Raw genomic sequence first — 15609 nt, forward strand, 5'->3', positions numbered from 1 at the left:
ACGATGGCCCCCTTCGACCCCCGTCTCCTGCGTCTCGTGCCCCGGGCACGCGGCCCGGTCGCCCTGCTCGCGGGCATCGGCGTGCTCACCGGGCTCGCGACGATCGGGACGGCCTGGGCGGTCACCGCGCTCGTCGTCGCCGTCGTGCGCGACCAGCCGCTCGGCGCGCCGGCCCTCGCCGTGGGGGTGACCCTGGCGGCACGCGCGGGGCTGGCCGCCATGGGCGAGCAGGTCGCCGCCCGGGCCGGGGCGACGGTGAGCACCGCGCTGCGCGAGCAGCTCGTCGGGGTCTGGCTGACCCGCCCGGCCGAGCAGCGCCCGGCCTCGGGCACCGCGCTCACGCTCGCCGCGCAGGGGGCGGCGAGCGTCGAGCCGTACGTCGCGAGGTACCTGCCGACGCTCGTGAGCGCCGCGGTCGTGCCGCCGATGGCGCTCGTCGCGCTCGTCCTCACCGACTGGCCGAGCGCCCTCGTCGTCGTGCTCACGCTCCCGTTGCTCCCGCTCTTCGCCGCCCTCATCGGGATGACGACCGCCGAGGACACGCAGCGCCGGTGGCGGGCGCTGAGCGACCTGTCGGGCCACTTCCTCGACGTCATGTCGGGCCTGCCGACCCTCGTGGGGTACGGACGCGGCGAGCGCCAGGTCGCGAGCATCGAGCAGGTGAGCCGGCGCCACCGCCTGGCGACGATGCAGACCCTGCGGCTCGCCTTCCTCTCCTCCGCCGCGCTCGAGCTCCTCGCGACGATCTCCGTGGCGATCGTCGCCGTCCTCGTCGGGCTGAGGCTCACGCACGGCAGCATCGAGCTGTCCGCCGGCCTGCTCGCGATCCTCCTCGCGCCCGAGGCGTACTGGCCGGTGCGCCGCGTCGGCACGGAGTACCACAGCGCGGCCGACGGGGCCGAGGCGCTGCGCGACGTCGTCGACCAGCTCGAGGGCGGGTCGGCAACCACCGCCACGCCGGCGCTCACGACCGGGGGCGACGTACGGGCCCGTGGGCTCGGCTACCGCTACCCCGGCAGCGAGCGCGACGTGCTGCGGGGCCTGGATCTCGACGCGGGCCGCGGGCTCACGGTGGTCACCGGCGCGTCGGGCACGGGCAAGACGACCCTGCTCGAGCTGCTCGCCGGGCTGCGCACCCCGACCTCGGGCTCCGTGGACGCGCTCTCGAGCCACCTCGTCACCCAACGGCCGTTCTTCGCGGCCCCGACGGTGCGCGGCAACCTCGTGCTTGGCAGCGACGCGAGCGATGCCGAGGCATGGGCGGCGCTGCGGGCCGTCGGGATGGAGGGTGTCGTGGCCGCGCTGCCCGACGGGCTCGACACCCCCGTGGGCGACGACGGCTTCGGGCTGTCGGCGGGCCAGCGGGCCCGGCTCGTCCTCGCCCGGGCGCTGCTCTCTCCCGCCGGCGTCGTCCTGCTCGACGAGCCGACCGCCCACCTCGACGACGAGGCGACCGCCGCAGTGCACGCCGCGATCACCCTCCTCGCGCAGGAGCGCACCGTCGTCGCCGTGACCCACCGACCCGAGCTGCTGGCCCTCGCCGACCACCACGTCGAGCTCTCCCCCCTTCGCCCTCCCGCCGAGGTATGGCAATTGGTGCCCCAGGAGGGGGCCCGGGAGGCAGATACCCATACCTCGGCGAAGGGGGGTGCGCTCACGTGAGCGGCATCAACCGCATCAACCGCATCGTCCGTGTCGACCGGCGACTCGTCGTCGCGGGCCTGCTCGGCGGCGCGGCCTCCGCCTGCGGGGTCGCCCTCACCGCGACGTCGGGCTGGCTGGTCGTGCGGGCCGACGAGCGGCCGCAGATCATGCTGCTGCTCACCGCCGTCGTCGCCGTGCGCACCTTCGGGCTGGGGCGACCCGTCTTCCGCTACCTCGAGCGGCTGCGCAGCCACGACGCCGCCCTCGACGACCTCGCCCGCAGGCGCGCCGAGACGTACGCGCGGCTCGTGCCGCTCACCCCCGCCCGGCTCGGCCGCCGAGGGCGGGCCGACCTGCTCACCGGGGTCGTCGACGACCTGACCGACGTCACAGAGGCCCCGGTCCGGGTCACCGTGCCCCTGCTCGGGGCGCTGGCCGCGGGAGTGCTCGCGAGCGTGCTCACCGCCGCGCTGGAGCCGGCCTCAGGGCTCGTCCTCGTCGCCATGCTGCTCGCGTGCGCCGCGCTCGTCCCCCTCGGGCACCGTCTCGAGGCCGCCTCGCAGGACGAGGTGCTGCAGGCTCGCGCCGAGGTGGCCCGGGTCGCGCACCTCGCGACCCGGCGTGCCGACGAGCTGCGTGCCGTCGGGGGCGAGGGCGACGCCGCGCAGTGGCTGCGCGACGCGCACGGCACCCTGCGACGGGTCGTCGTGCGCCAGGCGCGGGGGCGCGGTCTCGTCACGGGAGCCGTCCTGCTCGTCACGGCCGCGGGCACCCTGGGCTGCGCGCTCGTCGCCGCGGCCAGCGACGTCCCCCCGCCGGTGCAGGCGCTGCTCGTGCTCACCCCCGTCGCGACCGGGGAGGCGCTCGGCGTGCTCGCGGACGCCGTCCGCGCGCTGGCCCGCTCGCGCGCCGCCGAGCGCCGGCTCGACGCGGTGCTCGACCAGGCCCCCGCCGTGCGCGACGCCGACGACGCAGACGCCGCCGCGGGCGCCGTGCTCGCCGACGCAGGACGGGCACCCCGTCTCGAGCTGCGCGGCGTCGCGGCGTCGTGGGCGGCGGGCCGGACCCATCTCGGGCCGGTCGACCTCGTCGTCGAGCCCGGCGAGCACGTCGCCCTCGTCGGCGCCAACGGCAGCGGCAAGTCCACGCTCCTCGCCGTCCTCGCCCGGCACCTCGACCCGGTGCAGGGGCGCTACCTCGTCGACGGCCGCGACGTCGCCGAGCTGCCCGCGGCCGCCGTGCGCTCGCTCGTCGCGGTCGTCGACGACGAGCCCCACGTCTTCGCGACGACGCTGCGCGAGAACCTGCGGCTGGCCCGCCGCCCCGACGAGCCCGCCCCCGACGACGGGGAGCTGCTGCTCGCCCTTCGCTCCGCCGGTCTCGGCGACTGGGTCGCCGCCCTGACCGACGGGCTCGACACCCGCCTCGGCACCTCCGGGCACGGGATCTCCGGCGGCGAGCGCACCCGCCTGGCGATCGCGCGGGCCCTGCTCTCCGAGCGGCCCGTGCTGCTCCTCGACGAGCCCGGCGCTCACCTCGACCACCCCACGGCCCGGGCGGTCCTGGCCGATCTCATGAGCGCAGCCGCAGGACGTACCGTGGTGCTCGTCTCGCACCACGGGACCGGCGTCGACCTCGCCGGCCGGGTGGTCGAGCTCGACCGCCCCACGACGAGAGAGAAGGTGGCTGCACATGCCTAGCTCGCGCAGCTCGTTGGGATCGCTGGAGCGATCGGTCATGGACGTCCTCTGGGCGCACGACGGCGAGCACGGGCTCACCGTGCGAGAGGTCCTCGACCGGGTCGAGACCGGCAAGACCCTCGCGTACACGACCGTGATGACCGTGCTCACCCGGCTCACCGAGAAGGGGGCGCTCGAGCGCGAGCAGGACGGCCGCGCCTGGCGCTACCGCGCGGCGTCGAGCCGCGAGCAGATGACCGCCGACGCGATGCGCGGCCCGCTCGACGGGCTGCCCCACGAGGAGCGGACGACCGCGATCCTGCACTTCATCGAGGAGGCCTCGCCGGGCGAGCTCGCGAGCCTGCGGGCCGCGCTCGACGCCGTCGAGGAGCGGGCGACGAAGGGGCCTCGACGAGGGCGATGACCGCGATCCTGCTCGTCGCGCTGGGGGTGCTTCTCGTCACCGCCGCCCCCCGGGTGCTCAGCGCCCACCCCGGGCTGCGCCGCTCGCCCCGACCGGCTCTCATGCTGTGGCAGGCCACCGCGCTCGCCGGTGTCATCTGCGTCGTCGCCGCCGGGCCGATCGCGGCGGTCACGCTGTGGCCGCTCACCCGGCACGGGCTCGACACGGCGGCCGCCCTGCTGGCGCTCGTCGCGAGCGCGCTGACCCTGAGCATGCTGCTCGTCAACGGGCACGTCGTCGGGACCACGCTGCGGGCCGCGCGCCGCCGGCACGAGGACCTGCTCGACCTCGTCGGCGACGAGCTCGACCGCAGGGTGACGGTCGTCGAGCACCACACGCCGACGGCCTACTGCGTGCCCGGCCGGCACCGCCGCGTCGTGCTGTCGAGCGCGACCCTGCGCGAGCTGCCGCAGGACGAGCTCGAGGCGGTGCTCGCGCACGAGCGGGCGCACCTCGCCGAGCGGCACGACCTGCTGCTGGAGTACTTCACCGTCACCCACAGCACGGCCCCTCGGTGGCTGCGCTCGAGCCGCGCGCTCACCGAGGTGCGGCTCCTCGTCGAGGTGCTCGCCGACCGCGCCGCCCGGCAGCACGTCGGCGACGTGCCGCTCGCCCGGGCGCTCGTGCGCCTCGCCGGGTCCCGCACCCCCGAGGCCATGCTCGGGGTCGCCGAGCACGGGCTCGTGCAGGCCCGGATGGAGCTGCTCGCTGACGACCCGGCCCCGCAGTGGCACGCCGCCGGGGTCTACGCGCTGGTCACGCTCGTGTACCTGATGCCGCTCGTGGTGCTCGTCACGACGCTCTGAGCGTCCGGTCGGGGGTCTCGAGGCTCGGGCGCGGGGCGCCCTTCGCACCTCGACCAGCGAAGGAGGCTTCCCCCTTCGCACCTCGACCAGCGACACGTCCTCCTCCGCGCCTCGACCGGCACAGGGCGGGAGGGTGGACAGGATTTTGCACTTCGGGGATGAGGGTGCAAAATTGCACCTTGTGAGCGAGAGTGCAAGCAGGCGGCGGTCGGCACGGCCGTGTCAGATCCACGACGTGGCGCAGGAGCTGACCCTCGAGCACGGCTACCACGGGTGGACGCTCGCCGATCTCGCCGAGCGGGTCGGCGTCTCGCGACGCACCCTCTTCAACCACGTCGAGTCCAAGGAGCAGGCCGTCCTCGGCCCGCGCCCGGTCGTCGACGAGGACGCGCTCGTCCTCTTCCGTCAGGGCGGTCCCACCGGCCGCCTCCTCCACGACGCGGTGCACCTCGCCATGTCGCTCATCTCCGCCAACGAGCCCGGCCCAGCAGATCTGCGCCGCTTCCAGCGCGTCCTGCTCTCCGACCCGGCTCTCGCCGAGGCCGCCATGCGCGGTCTCGCCGAGGTCCTCGAAGACCTCGTCCTGCGCAGCGCCGACCGTCCGGGGATCACCCCCGAGACCGCTCGTCTCGCATTCGACCTCACCCTCGGCCTCGTCCGGCACGCCGGCGAGGAGACGACGGGCGAGAGCTCGACGACGACGCTCAACACCCGCCTGCGCGAGCTGCTCCCCCTCGTCGACGAGATCGTCGCCCCGCACCCGCACCCGCAGACCGCGGACTCGTAACCCCCCTTCGCCCCCCGCCGTAGCGCCGACGTCGCCGCCACGGACCTCAGTCCACCGCTCGACATCAGGAGACCCACCCATGGCCCACGCCCTCTACCGGCTCGGCAAGGCGGCCTATCGCCGCTGGCCCGCCGTCTTCGCGATCTGGATCGCGCTCGTCGTCGCCCTCGGCGCCGTCGCCGCGACCCAGAGCAAGCCGATGGTCGACACCTTCTCGATCCCCGGCATCCCCTCCGAGCAGGCCATGGACCTGCAGAACGAGCTCTTCCCCGGCTCCGGCGACGCCCTCGACGAGGCCACGGTCACCGTCGTCGTCGCCGCTCCGGAGGGCGAGAAGCTCACCGACCCGGCGAACGCGAAGGCGCTCGACGCCCTCCTCGCCGACCTGCGCGAGACCCCGCAGACCGACGCGCAGACCGCGAAGGAGGCGATCGTCTCCCCCGTCGACGCCGCCGCGGGCGTCGAGAAGCAGCTCACCGACGCGGGCAAGCAGAACCGCACCCCGCAGGCCGTCACCGACGCCAACCTCAGGGCGGTCTCGCCGCTCAGCGAGGACGGCCGGATCGGCACCCTGTCGTGGGACCTCGACGTCGACTCCGTCGGTGACGTCGAGCAGTCCACCCGCGACGCCATCGAGGCCGACCTGCAGACCGCCCGCGACGCCGGCCTGCAGGCCGAGGTCAACGGCTCGGCGATGCAGGGCATCCCCGAGACCGGCGGCACGAGCGAGCTCATCGGCATCGCCTTCGCGCTCGTCGTCCTCGTGCTGACCTTCGGCTCGATCGTCGCCGCGGGCATGCCGATCCTCTCGGCCCTCGTCGGCGTCGGCATCGGCGTCCTCGGCGTCTCGATCGCCACGGTCTTCACCGAGATCGGCACGACGACCCCGATCCTGGCCACGATGCTCGGCCTGGCCGTCGGCATCGACTACTCGCTCTTCATCCTCTCGCGCTACCGCGCCGAGCTGCGGCACGCCGACCGCGAGGAGGCCATCGGCCTGGCCGTCGGCCGCGCCGGCTCCGCCGTCGTCTTCGCCGGTCTCACGGTGATCATCGCGCTGGCCGCCTTCTCGGTCGTCGGCATCCCCTTCCTCACCTCGATGGGTCTGGCCGCGGCCGGGACCGTGCTCGTCGCCGTGCTCGTCTCGCTGACCTTCATCCCCGCCCTCATGGGCGCCCTCAAGGGCAAGGCCTTCGCCGGCCGCGTCCGCCAGGACCACATGGTCACCGAGGGCGAGATCGTCAACAACGGCACCCGCTGGGCGCACGTCGTCCAGCGCAAGCCGGTCGTCATGGCGCTGGCCGTCGTCGCCCTCCTCGTCGCCCTCGCGGTGCCGATGAAGGACATCCACCTCGGTCTGCCGACCGACTCGACCGCCCCGACGGACACGACCCAGCGCAAGGCCGCCGACCTCGTCACCGAGGGCTTCGGCGCCGGCCGCCAGTCGCCGCTGCTCGTCGTCGTCGACGCCCGCGACGTCGCCGACCCGAAGGCGGCGCAGGAGTCCTTCGGCGCCGTCACCCAGTGGGCCGCCGGGCAGGAGGGCGTCGAGAACGCCCAGGTCGCCCAGGTCAACGAGGACGGCACCGGCGCGATGGTGCTCGTCACCCCGACGACGAGCGGCGACGACGTCGCCACCGAGGACCTGCTGCACTCGCTGCGCGACGGCCAGGGCGGCATCGAGGACCAGACGGGCGCGACCGTCGGCGTCACCGGCCTCACCGCGATCCAGGTCGACGTCTCCGAGCGCCTGCTCGACGCACTCGTGCCCTACCTCGCGGTCGTCGTCGGGCTCGCCTTCGTCCTGCTCATGATGGTCTTCCGCTCGGTCCTCGTGCCGCTCACCGCGACCCTGGGCTTCCTGCTCTCGGTGCTCGGCACCCTCGGCGCGACCGTCCTCGTCTTCCAGGAGGGCCTCTTCGGGCTCGTCGACCCGGCCCCGCTCATGAGCTTCTTGCCGATGCTCGTCGTCGGCATCGTCTTCGGGCTGGCGATGGACTACCAGGTCTTCCTCGTCACCCGGATGCGCGAGGCCTACGTGCACGGCGAGAGCGCCCCGGCCGCGGTCGTCGAGGGCTTCCGCTTCGGCGCCCGGGTGGTCACCGCCGCGGCGGCGATCATGATCTCGGTCTTCGCCGCCTTCGTCCTGCAGGACGACACCCTCGTGAAGTCCATCGGCTTCGCGCTCGCGGTCGCGGTCCTGCTCGACGCCTTCCTCGTGCGCCAGGTCCTCATCCCCGCGACGATGTTCATCCTCGGCGACAAGGCGTGGTGGCTGCCGCGCTGGCTCGACAAGGTCCTGCCGAACGTCGACGTCGAGGGCGAGTCGCTCGCCCGTGAGGGCGGTCGGCACGCCGGCCCGGTGGCCGACGAGGACGAGAGCGAGCTGGAGACCGCGGGCGGGGGCTACTCCCCCCGCCACGGCGACTGAGCCGACCGGTCGAAGGGGTGGGGTCAGCCACCCCTTCGACCGGGCAGCGCTCCCCCTACCGGGGGACCGAAGGGGGTCCTAGGCTGACCTCCGGCGGCCGCAGGGGCCGCCTCTCACGCACACAAGGGGTCGCCCTCATGCCCATCCACGGCTCGCTCTTCACGGACTTCAAGGAGCAGAAGACGCAGGACCAGTTCTCGCTGCAGAACAAGAAGCTGCTGAAGATCCAGATGGGCTACGGGCCGGTCTGGGCCAAGACCGGCTCGATGGTCGCCTACCAGGGCGACATCCGCTTCGAGAACACCGGTTCCGGCGGGCTGGGCAAGATGTTCAAGGCCGCCGCCACCGGCGAGGGCGTGAAGATGATGCGGGCCACCGGAGCCGGCGAGCTCTTCGTCGCCGACGCCGCCTCCGAGGTCCAGGTCATGTACCTCGAGAACGACATGATCTCCGTCAACGGCTCGAACATCCTCGCCTTCTCCGACTCGATCCAGTGGGACATCCACCGCATCCAGGCCCGCGGCGCGGCGATGACGGGCGGTCTGTACAACGTCACCCTGCGCGGCACCGGGTACGTCGCGATCACGACGAAGGGGGAGCCCGTCGCCCTCGACGTCGCGACGGCGCCGACCTTCGGCGACGCCCAGGCGGTCGTCCTGTGGACGGCCGGGGTGTCGATGGACATCCGCGTCGACACGGGCGGCTTCAAGTCGATGGTGCGCGGCGGCACCGGGGAGACCTTCCAGATGGCCTTCGGCGGCCAGGGCTACGTCCTCGTGCAGCCGGCCGAGTCCGTCGTCGACGGCGGGCACAAGAGCAGCAGCAGCTCGCTCGGGGACATCCTCGGCGGCTGACCCGGTCGGCCCGCCCTGGGCGGCGCCCCCGCAGCACGCGGGTAGGCGCCGCCCGAGGGGCGACGTACGCTGGCCGGGCCCTACCGACACACGAGAGGACGAGATGTCCGACATCCCGTACGCGGCCGACTCCGGCTACTCCGACCCCGACACTCTCGGGGCCATCCCCCCGGTCGTCGCCGCCACGTACTGCGCCCACTGCGGCCGCAGCGCGAACAAGTCCGGCCACTCCGCCTGCACCCAGGCCCTGGCCACCACCCCGCCCACGTACTGCACGACCTGCCGCCGCGAGCTCACGGTGACCAGCGAGGGGCAGCAGTGGACCGCCACGTGCAAGAAGCACGGAGAGAGCAGCGGGAGCGTCGCGGCCTGAGCCGCAGTTGACGAAACCCTGACCAGCCGCTCACGCGGTGGTCATCAGCAGGGCGCCAGGGGTGCACCCCGGCGCACGAGCATCGCGGTCATGGAGATCACCCGCCGCACCGTCCTGTCCGGTGGCGCCGCCGCCGGAGCCCTCACCGTCCTCGCCGCCCCCGGCAGCGCCACCGGCGCCCCCGGCACCCGCCCGCTCGCCCGCTCGGCGAGCCCGCGGGTGTCCCCCTTCGAGCTCGGCGTCGCCTCCGGCGACCCCCTCCCCGACAGCGTCGTCCTGTGGACCCGGCTCGCCGTCGACCCCACCGCCGAGGACGGGCTGGGCGGGATGGCCCGCCGCCCGTACGCGGTGCGGTGGGAGATCGCCCGCGACCCGCAGATGCGCCGCGTCGTCGAGCGCGGCGTCGTCGAGGCGCGCGCCGAGAGCGGCTACGCGGTGCACGTCGAGCCGCGGGGGCTGCAGTCCGGTCGCGAGTACTGGTACCGCTTCCGGGTCGGCGGCCACCTCAGCCCCGTCGGGCGCACCATGACCGCCCCCGCCCGGCACGAGATGCCGGCCGTGCTCGCGATGTCCTTCGCCAGCTGCAGCCAGTACGAGCACGGGTACTTCACCGCGTACCGGCGTCTGGCGCAGGACCAGCCCGATCTCGTGCTCCACCTCGGCGACTACCAGTACGAGTACACGAAGCAGTCCTACCTCTCCCCCACGGGCAACGTCCGTGACCACGACGGCCCCGAGACGGTCGACCTCGCGAGCTACCGCCAGCGCCACGCCCAGTACAAGTCCGACCCCGACCTGCAGCTCGCCCACGCCACCGCGCCGTGGCTCGTCGTGTGGGACGACCACGAGGTCGACAACAACTGGGCCGACGACGTGCCGGAGAACTCCGACGCCGCGCAGTGGAACGACACGACCGCCCGCTTCGTGCGGCGCCGCGCCCAGGCCTTCCAGGCGTACTACGAGAACATGCCGCTGCGCCGGGCCTCCGTGCCGCGCGGTGCGGACATGAAGATCTACCGCCGCCTGCACTGGGGCCGTCTGGCGACCTTCCACATGATGGACACGCGCCAGTACCGCGACGACCAGGCCTGCGGCGACGGCTGGACGACCGACTGCGACGAGCGCCTCGACGAGACCCGGTCGCTGCCCGGCATGGCGCAGGAGTGCTGGCTGCTCGACGGCTTCGAGCGCTCGCGGGCCCGCTGGGACGTGCTCGGCCAGCAGGTCTTCTTCGCCGAGCAGGACGCGCTCGCCGGCCCGTCGTACCGCACCTCGATGGACGGGTGGGACGGCTACGTGCCCTCGCGCCGGCGGATCACCCAGGGCTGGGTCGACGCCGGGGTGCGCAACCCCGTCGTGCTCACCGGCGACGTGCACAAGCACTGGGCCAACGACCTGCGTCTGGACTACCAGGACACCGACTCGCCGGTCGTCGGCTCCGAGCTCGTGTGCAGCTCGATCACCTCGACGGGCAACGGCAGCCCGACGTGGCAGAGCCCGAACATGGCGCTCAACCCGCACCTGCGCTTCTCCGCCGACCAGCGCGGGTACGTGCGCACCGCGATCACCAAGGAGAAGATGAGCGTCGACTACCGCTCGCTGCCGAGCGTGACGTCGACGGACGCCGCCGCGTACACGCAGGCGTCCTTCGAGCTGCACGACGGGCAGCGCGGGCTGCAGCGCACGCGCTGAGACCCCGCCTCACCGGCGCGGTGCGGCGCCGCGGCTAGGATCGGCCGCGGCGCCGCACGGCGTCATGACGCCGACGGCAGGGGGTGAGCACGGGTGCGCATCGCGGTCGTCGGCGCAGGCAGCATCGGCTGCTACGTCGGGGCCCACCTCGCGTCGGTCGCCGACGTCACCCTCGTCGGCCGGGCCCGGGTCGTCGACGCGATCTGCGAGCGGGGGCTCACGGCGACGACGATGCGCGGCGCCGCCTGGCACGTGCCCGCCGACCGGCTGCACCTCGACACCGAGGTGAGCGCCGTCTCCGGCGCCGAGGTCGTCCTCGTGACGACGAAGACGGTGACCAACCACGACATCGCGGCCCAGATCGGGCCGTACCTCACGACCGACACCGTCGTCATCTCGCTGCAGAACGGCGTGCGCAACGCCCAGGTCCTCGACGAGGGCCTGCAGCGCGCCTTCCCCTCGCGGGCCAGCCGTCCGCTCGTGCTCTCGGCGGTCGTGCACCACAACGTCGTCGCGACGGACGACGCGGTCTACCTCGCGACGACGAGCGGCGGCATCACCGTCAAGGACCACCCGAGGGTCGACCCCTTCGTGCGGACCGCGCGACGCGGCGGGCTCTCCGTCGCCGTCGAGCCGGACATGCGCCCGGTGCTCATGAACAAGCTGCTGCTCAACCTCAACAACGCGGTCAACGCCCTGTCCGGGCGGCCCCTGCGCGACGAGCTGCGCGACCCCGACTACCGCCGCGTGCTCGCCGCCTGCCAGGCCGAGGCGCTCGCCGTGAGCAAGGCCGCCGGGGTGACCCCCTCACGGATGGGCCCCCTGCCCGCCGCCCTCATGCCCACGGTGCTGCGCAGCCCGACCCCCGTCTTCGCCGGGCTGGCCCGCACCTCGCTCGCGGTGACGCCGCAGGCGCGCAGCTCGATGGCCGACGACCTCGGCCGCCACCGGCGCACGGAGATCGACGAGCTGCAGGGCATGGTCGTCGCGCTCGGCGAGCGCTACGGGATCGCCACCCCCGTGAGCGAGCGGCTCGTCGAGCTCGTCGTCGCCGCCGAGGGCCAGTCGATCTCCGACGGCGAGCACCGCACGTACACCGGTGGCGAGCTGCGCGCGGCGGTCGGGCTGTGAGCCGCGCCTACCGCATCTGCGTCGTGTGCACCGGCAACATCTGCCGCTCTCCCATGGCCGAGCTCGTGCTGCGCGAGCTGCTCGAGGACGAGGGCCTCGGCGAGGCGGTCGTCGTCGACTCCGCCGGCACGACCGCCTGGGAGGTCGGCAACCCCGCCGACCCGCGCACCCTGGAGGTGCTGCGCCGCCACGGCCACGACCACCCGAGCCACGCGCTGCACCGCGCCCGGGCCTTCGAGCGGCGGTGGTTCGCCGAGCTCGACCTCGTCCTCGCCGCCGACCACGGCCACTACTCGACGCTGCGCCGCCTGGCGCCGACGCCCCAGGACAAGGCGAAGGTGAGGATGCTGCGCTCCTTCGACGCCGCCGGGCTCGCCGAGGCCGCGCAGGAGATGGCCGACCCCTGGTACGGCGACGACGCCGACTTCGAGCGGACGTACGCCGAGGTCGTCCCGGCCGCGCGCGGCGTCGTCGAGCACGTGCGCCGCGAGCTCGACCGCTAGCGCGGACACCGCGTCGCCCCCACCGCGACGTCCTGGGAGGATGACCCCATGCAGAGCCTCGCCGCAGCGACCCCGCCGATCGCCCTCGGAGCCCTCGACGGGCGCTACCGCCCCGTCGTCGCCCCCCTCGTCGACCACCTCTCGGAGCCCGCGCTCAACCGGATGCGCACGCACGTCGAGGTCGAGTGGCTCATCCACCTCACCGAGCGCCAGGTCGTGCCCGGCGTGCGCCGCCTGACCGACGACGAGGTCACCGCGCTGCGCGAGGTCGTGCAGACCTTCGGGCCCGACGAGATCGACGAGATGGCGGCGACCGAGAAGGTCACGCAGCACGACGTCAAGGCCGTCGAGTACTTCCTCAAGGCACGGCTGCGCCAGATCACGCCCGCCGAGGCCGACCGCGGTCTCGCCGAGCTCATCCACTTCTGCTGCACGAGCGAGGACGTCAACAACCTCTCCTACGCCCTCATGGTCAAGGGCGCCGTCGAGCAGGTCTGGCTCCCCCGCGCCGAGTCGCTCCTCGCCGCGCTGACGACGATGGCCCAGGACCTGCGCGACCTGCCGCTGCTCGCGCACACCCACGGCCAGCCCGCGACCCCGACGACGATGGGCAAGGAGCTCGCCGTCCTCGCCCACCGCCTGCGCCGTCAGGTCACCCGGGTCGCCGGCGCCGAGCACCTCGGCAAGATCAACGGCGCGACGGGCACCTACGGCGCGCACCTCGCGGCCGTGCCCGAGGCCGACTGGCAGGACATCAGCCGGACCTTCGTCGAGGGCCTGGGCCTGACGTGGAACCCGCTGACGACGCAGATCGAGAGCCACGACTGGCAGGCCGAGCTCTACGCCGACATCGCCCGCTTCAACCGCATCCTGCACAACCTGTGCACCGACGTCTGGACCTACATCTCCATGGGCTACTTCGCCCAGGTGCGCGGCCAGGGCACGGTCGGCTCCTCGACGATGCCGCACAAGGTCAACCCCATCCGCTTCGAGAACGCCGAGGCCAACCTCGAGGTGAGCAACGCCCTGCTCGACGTCCTCGCGACGACGCTCGTGCAGAGCCGCCTCCAGCGCGACCTCACCGACTCCTCGATGCAGCGCAACATCGGCACCGCGCTCGGCCACTCGATCCTCGCCCTCGACAACGTCGCCCGCGGGCTCGCCGGTCTCGACGCCGTGCCCGAGGCGATGGCCGCCGACCTCGACGCGAACTGGGAGGTGCTCGGCGAGCCGGTCCAGTCGGCGATGCGGGCCCTCGGCGCCCAGGGCGTGCCCGGCATGGACGAGCCGTACGAGCGCCTCAAGGAGCTGACGCGCGGCCGCCGGATCGGCCAGGAGGACCTCGTGACCTTCGTGCGCGGGCTCGGCCTGCCGCCCGAGGTCGAGGAGCGGATCGCGGCGATGACCCCGGCGACCTACGTCGGCCTGGCGCCCGAGCTCGTCGACCACCTGCGCTGATGGTGGCGGGCGACCCGGCGGTCGAGCTCGTCGAGGCCGCCCGCGCCCTGCGCCGGCTCGCCGACGCCCTGGGCGTCGACCTGCGGCCGGTCTTCGTGGACGCGCCGGACGAAGGGGGCGACGCCGGGGCCGTCGCGGCCCTCGAGGACGCCGACGTCGAGTCCCCCTTCGCCCCGCTCGAGGTGACGACCGCCGTCCTCGGCGTCGACGGCTGCCGCTCCGGGTGGGTCGGCGCCGTCCTCGCACCGGGTCGCCCCCGACCCTCCGTCGTCGTCGCCGGCTCGCTCGAGGCGCTCGTCGAGACCGTCCGTGAGCAGCACCCCGAGCTCGTCGTCGTCGGTGTCGACATCCCCATCGGGCTGCCGGACTCCGGGCTGCGCGCCGCCGACCGCCTCGCGCGCCAGGCGCTGCCGGGCAAGGCGTCGAGCGTCTTCACGACGATGACCCGGCCTGCCTGGTCGGCGCCGGACCGGGCCGCCGCCGACGCGATCAACCGCCCGCTCACCGGGCAGGGCGTCTCGGCCCAGTCCTTCGCCCTCACGCCCAAGGTGCTCGAGGCCGACCGCTACGTGCGCTCGCGCCCCACCGTGCGCGTGCTCGAGGTGCACCCCGAGGTGAGCTTCGCGGCGATGGCGGGCGCGCCGGTGCAACCGGGCAAGCGCACCGAGGAGGGCGTCGCCGCCCGGCTCGACGTGCTCCGCCAGGTCGGTCTGCTCCCCCCGAGCGTGCTCTCGGGCAGCGGGTACGGCACGGACGACGTCCTGGACGCCGTCGCCGTCGCCTGGACCGCGCACCGGTACGCGACCGGCGCGGCGCACAGCCTGCCGGACCCGCCCGAGACGGCGAGCGACGGGATCGCCGCGGCGATCTGGGTCTGACCGAGCCACCGGGCGCTCCCGGCGGGCGGCTCAGGCCAGGCGCACGCCCTTGGTGTGGTCGTCCGTGGGCAGGTCACCCTCGACGAGCGCGGCGGTGACCTCCTGGCGGTTGAAGCGCATCGTGCCGTTGCTCGTCGTGAGGAAGGCCGTGTCTGCGGCGTCGCGACCGGTCGCGATGCGCACGAGCGACTGACGGGGGGCGAGGCGGGTCGCGTCGACGACGTGCCACGCGCCCTCGACCCAGGCCTCGGCCACCGCGTGGAAGTCCATCGGCTCCAGTCCCGGCGCGTAGACCGAGACCAGGCGGGCGGGCACGCCCCGGGCGCGCAGCAGGGCGACGACGACGTGGGCGAAGTCGCGGCACACGCCGCGACCGGCGAGGAGGGTGTCGACCGCGCCGTCGGTGCCCCGGGAGCTGCCGGAGACGTAGGCGAAGTTGTCGTAGACGTACGCCGCGACGGCGTCGACGAGGTCACGACCCCGCACACCGGTGAAGCTCCGGGCGGCGACCGCCCCGAGGCGGTCGGACTCGGCGTACCGGCTGGGCCGCGTGTACAGCCAGCGGTCCAGCTCGACACCGAGGCCTGTGGGCGCGTCGGTCGGCCGGGTGATGTCGACGGTCGCCTCGTAGGTGACCTCGAGCCAGCCGGTACCCACGCCCTCGACGAGGTGCAGGCGCGTGCCGTGGTCGCCGCGCAGCTCGACCGGCTCGACCTGCTCGCCGGCCGCGTGGACGAGGATCGTCTCGTCGAGCACGACGTGCGCGTCGGAGACGGCGAAGGACATGAGCGCGGCGTCGACGGACGTCGTCGCGTAGGCGAACTTCGCACCGACCCTGGCGATCATCGGGGTGGGGTCGCTCGATGCTGCCAGGGGGGTCTGCGTCATGGCGCGAGCCTCCCCCAGCAGC

At 74.0% G+C, this 15609-nt stretch carries 14 protein-coding genes; 13 read left to right on the forward strand and 1 reads right to left on the reverse strand.

What is annotated here, in order from left to right; translation table 11 throughout:
- The first annotated feature begins 3 nt into the window (after positions 1-3).
- The 13 genes from cydD to L6241_RS13595 all read left to right on the forward strand — a co-directional run bounded on the left by cydD (position 4) and on the right by L6241_RS13595 (position 14699).
- Positions 4-1662, forward strand: coding sequence for a thiol reductant ABC exporter subunit CydD (cydD, locus tag L6241_RS13535; protein WP_368246697.1), 1659 nt, complete (start codon positions 4-6; stop codon positions 1660-1662).
- Positions 1659-3344 (forward strand): thiol reductant ABC exporter subunit CydC, encoded by a 1686-nt coding sequence (gene cydC, locus L6241_RS13540; protein WP_368246698.1) that lies wholly within the window; start codon positions 1659-1661, stop codon positions 3342-3344. Before cydD ends, cydC begins: the two co-directional genes overlap by 4 nt.
- Positions 3337-3747, forward strand: a complete 411-nt coding sequence (locus tag L6241_RS13545; RefSeq protein WP_068272040.1) for a BlaI/MecI/CopY family transcriptional regulator — start codon at positions 3337-3339, stop codon at positions 3745-3747. Before cydC ends, L6241_RS13545 begins: the two co-directional genes overlap by 8 nt.
- The gene (locus L6241_RS13550) at positions 3744-4592 is read left to right on the forward strand and encodes a M56 family metallopeptidase (RefSeq protein ID WP_368246699.1); all 849 of its coding nucleotides are present in this window, start codon (positions 3744-3746) and stop codon (positions 4590-4592) included. Before L6241_RS13545 ends, L6241_RS13550 begins: the two co-directional genes overlap by 4 nt.
- A 235-nt stretch (positions 4593-4827) precedes the next feature.
- On the forward strand, positions 4828-5379 hold the full coding sequence (locus tag L6241_RS13555; RefSeq protein WP_368246700.1) for a TetR/AcrR family transcriptional regulator: 552 nt from the start codon (positions 4828-4830) through the stop codon (positions 5377-5379).
- A 79-nt stretch (positions 5380-5458) separates the two neighbouring features.
- Entirely contained in the window at positions 5459-7810 is a 2352-nt protein-coding gene (locus L6241_RS13560) for an MMPL family transporter (RefSeq protein WP_368246701.1), read from the forward strand.
- Between the two features lie 137 nt (positions 7811-7947).
- Positions 7948-8664: an AIM24 family protein gene (locus L6241_RS13565; protein ID WP_368246702.1), complete on the forward strand. Its 717-nt coding sequence runs from the start codon at positions 7948-7950 to the stop codon at positions 8662-8664.
- Positions 8665-8767: 103 nt separating this feature from the next.
- On the forward strand, positions 8768-9037 hold the full coding sequence (locus L6241_RS13570; protein ID WP_368246703.1) for a hypothetical protein: 270 nt from the start codon (positions 8768-8770) through the stop codon (positions 9035-9037).
- Between the two features lie 90 nt (positions 9038-9127).
- Entirely contained in the window at positions 9128-10729 is a 1602-nt protein-coding gene (locus L6241_RS13575) for an alkaline phosphatase (RefSeq protein WP_368246704.1), read from the forward strand.
- A gap of 93 nt (positions 10730-10822) precedes the next feature.
- Positions 10823-11860, forward strand: a complete 1038-nt coding sequence (locus tag L6241_RS13580; RefSeq protein ID WP_251720356.1) for a 2-dehydropantoate 2-reductase — start codon at positions 10823-10825, stop codon at positions 11858-11860.
- Positions 11857-12363: a low molecular weight protein-tyrosine-phosphatase gene (locus tag L6241_RS13585; RefSeq protein ID WP_368246705.1), complete on the forward strand. Its 507-nt coding sequence runs from the start codon at positions 11857-11859 to the stop codon at positions 12361-12363. The genes L6241_RS13580 and L6241_RS13585 overlap by 4 nt, the downstream gene beginning before the upstream one ends.
- A 48-nt stretch (positions 12364-12411) precedes the next feature.
- Entirely contained in the window at positions 12412-13821 is a 1410-nt protein-coding gene (purB, locus tag L6241_RS13590; RefSeq protein WP_368246706.1) for an adenylosuccinate lyase, read from the forward strand.
- A complete protein-coding gene (locus L6241_RS13595; RefSeq protein ID WP_368246707.1) occupies positions 13821-14699 on the forward strand; it encodes a DUF429 domain-containing protein in 879 nt (292 codons plus the stop codon). Before purB ends, L6241_RS13595 begins: the two co-directional genes overlap by 1 nt.
- A gap of 30 nt (positions 14700-14729) precedes the next feature.
- Here L6241_RS13595 and L6241_RS13600 read toward each other — a convergent pair whose 3' ends face one another.
- On the reverse strand, positions 14730-15587 hold the full coding sequence (locus L6241_RS13600; protein ID WP_368246708.1) for a transglutaminase family protein: 858 nt from the start codon (positions 15585-15587) through the stop codon (positions 14730-14732).
- Positions 15588-15609: the final 22 nt, after the last annotated feature.

Source organism: Janibacter sp. Y6 (genome assembly GCF_040900765.1).
In the GTDB taxonomy this organism is placed as follows: Bacteria; Actinomycetota; Actinomycetes; order Actinomycetales; family Dermatophilaceae; genus Marihabitans; species Marihabitans melonis.

Bases quoted from the DNA above. Each gene is read 5' to 3' on its own strand.
- cydD (WP_368246697.1), top strand. From the start codon at position 4: ATGGCCCCCTTCGACCCCCGTCTCCTGCGTCTCGTGCCCCGGGCACGC.
- L6241_RS13545 (WP_068272040.1), top strand. From the start codon at position 3,337: ATGCCTAGCTCGCGCAGCTCGTTGGGATCGCTGGAGCGATCGGTCATG.
- L6241_RS13550 (WP_368246699.1), top strand. From the start codon at position 3,744: ATGACCGCGATCCTGCTCGTCGCGCTGGGGGTGCTTCTCGTCACCGCC.
- L6241_RS13560 (WP_368246701.1), top strand. From the start codon at position 5,459: ATGGCCCACGCCCTCTACCGGCTCGGCAAGGCGGCCTATCGCCGCTGG.
- L6241_RS13565 (WP_368246702.1), top strand. From the start codon at position 7,948: ATGCCCATCCACGGCTCGCTCTTCACGGACTTCAAGGAGCAGAAGACG.
- L6241_RS13570 (WP_368246703.1), top strand. From the start codon at position 8,768: ATGTCCGACATCCCGTACGCGGCCGACTCCGGCTACTCCGACCCCGAC.
- L6241_RS13575 (WP_368246704.1), top strand. From the start codon at position 9,128: ATGGAGATCACCCGCCGCACCGTCCTGTCCGGTGGCGCCGCCGCCGGA.
- purB (WP_368246706.1), top strand. From the start codon at position 12,412: ATGCAGAGCCTCGCCGCAGCGACCCCGCCGATCGCCCTCGGAGCCCTC.
- L6241_RS13595 (WP_368246707.1), top strand. From the start codon at position 13,821: ATGGTGGCGGGCGACCCGGCGGTCGAGCTCGTCGAGGCCGCCCGCGCC.
- L6241_RS13600 (WP_368246708.1), bottom strand. From the start codon at position 15,587: ATGACGCAGACCCCCCTGGCAGCATCGAGCGACCCCACCCCGATGATC.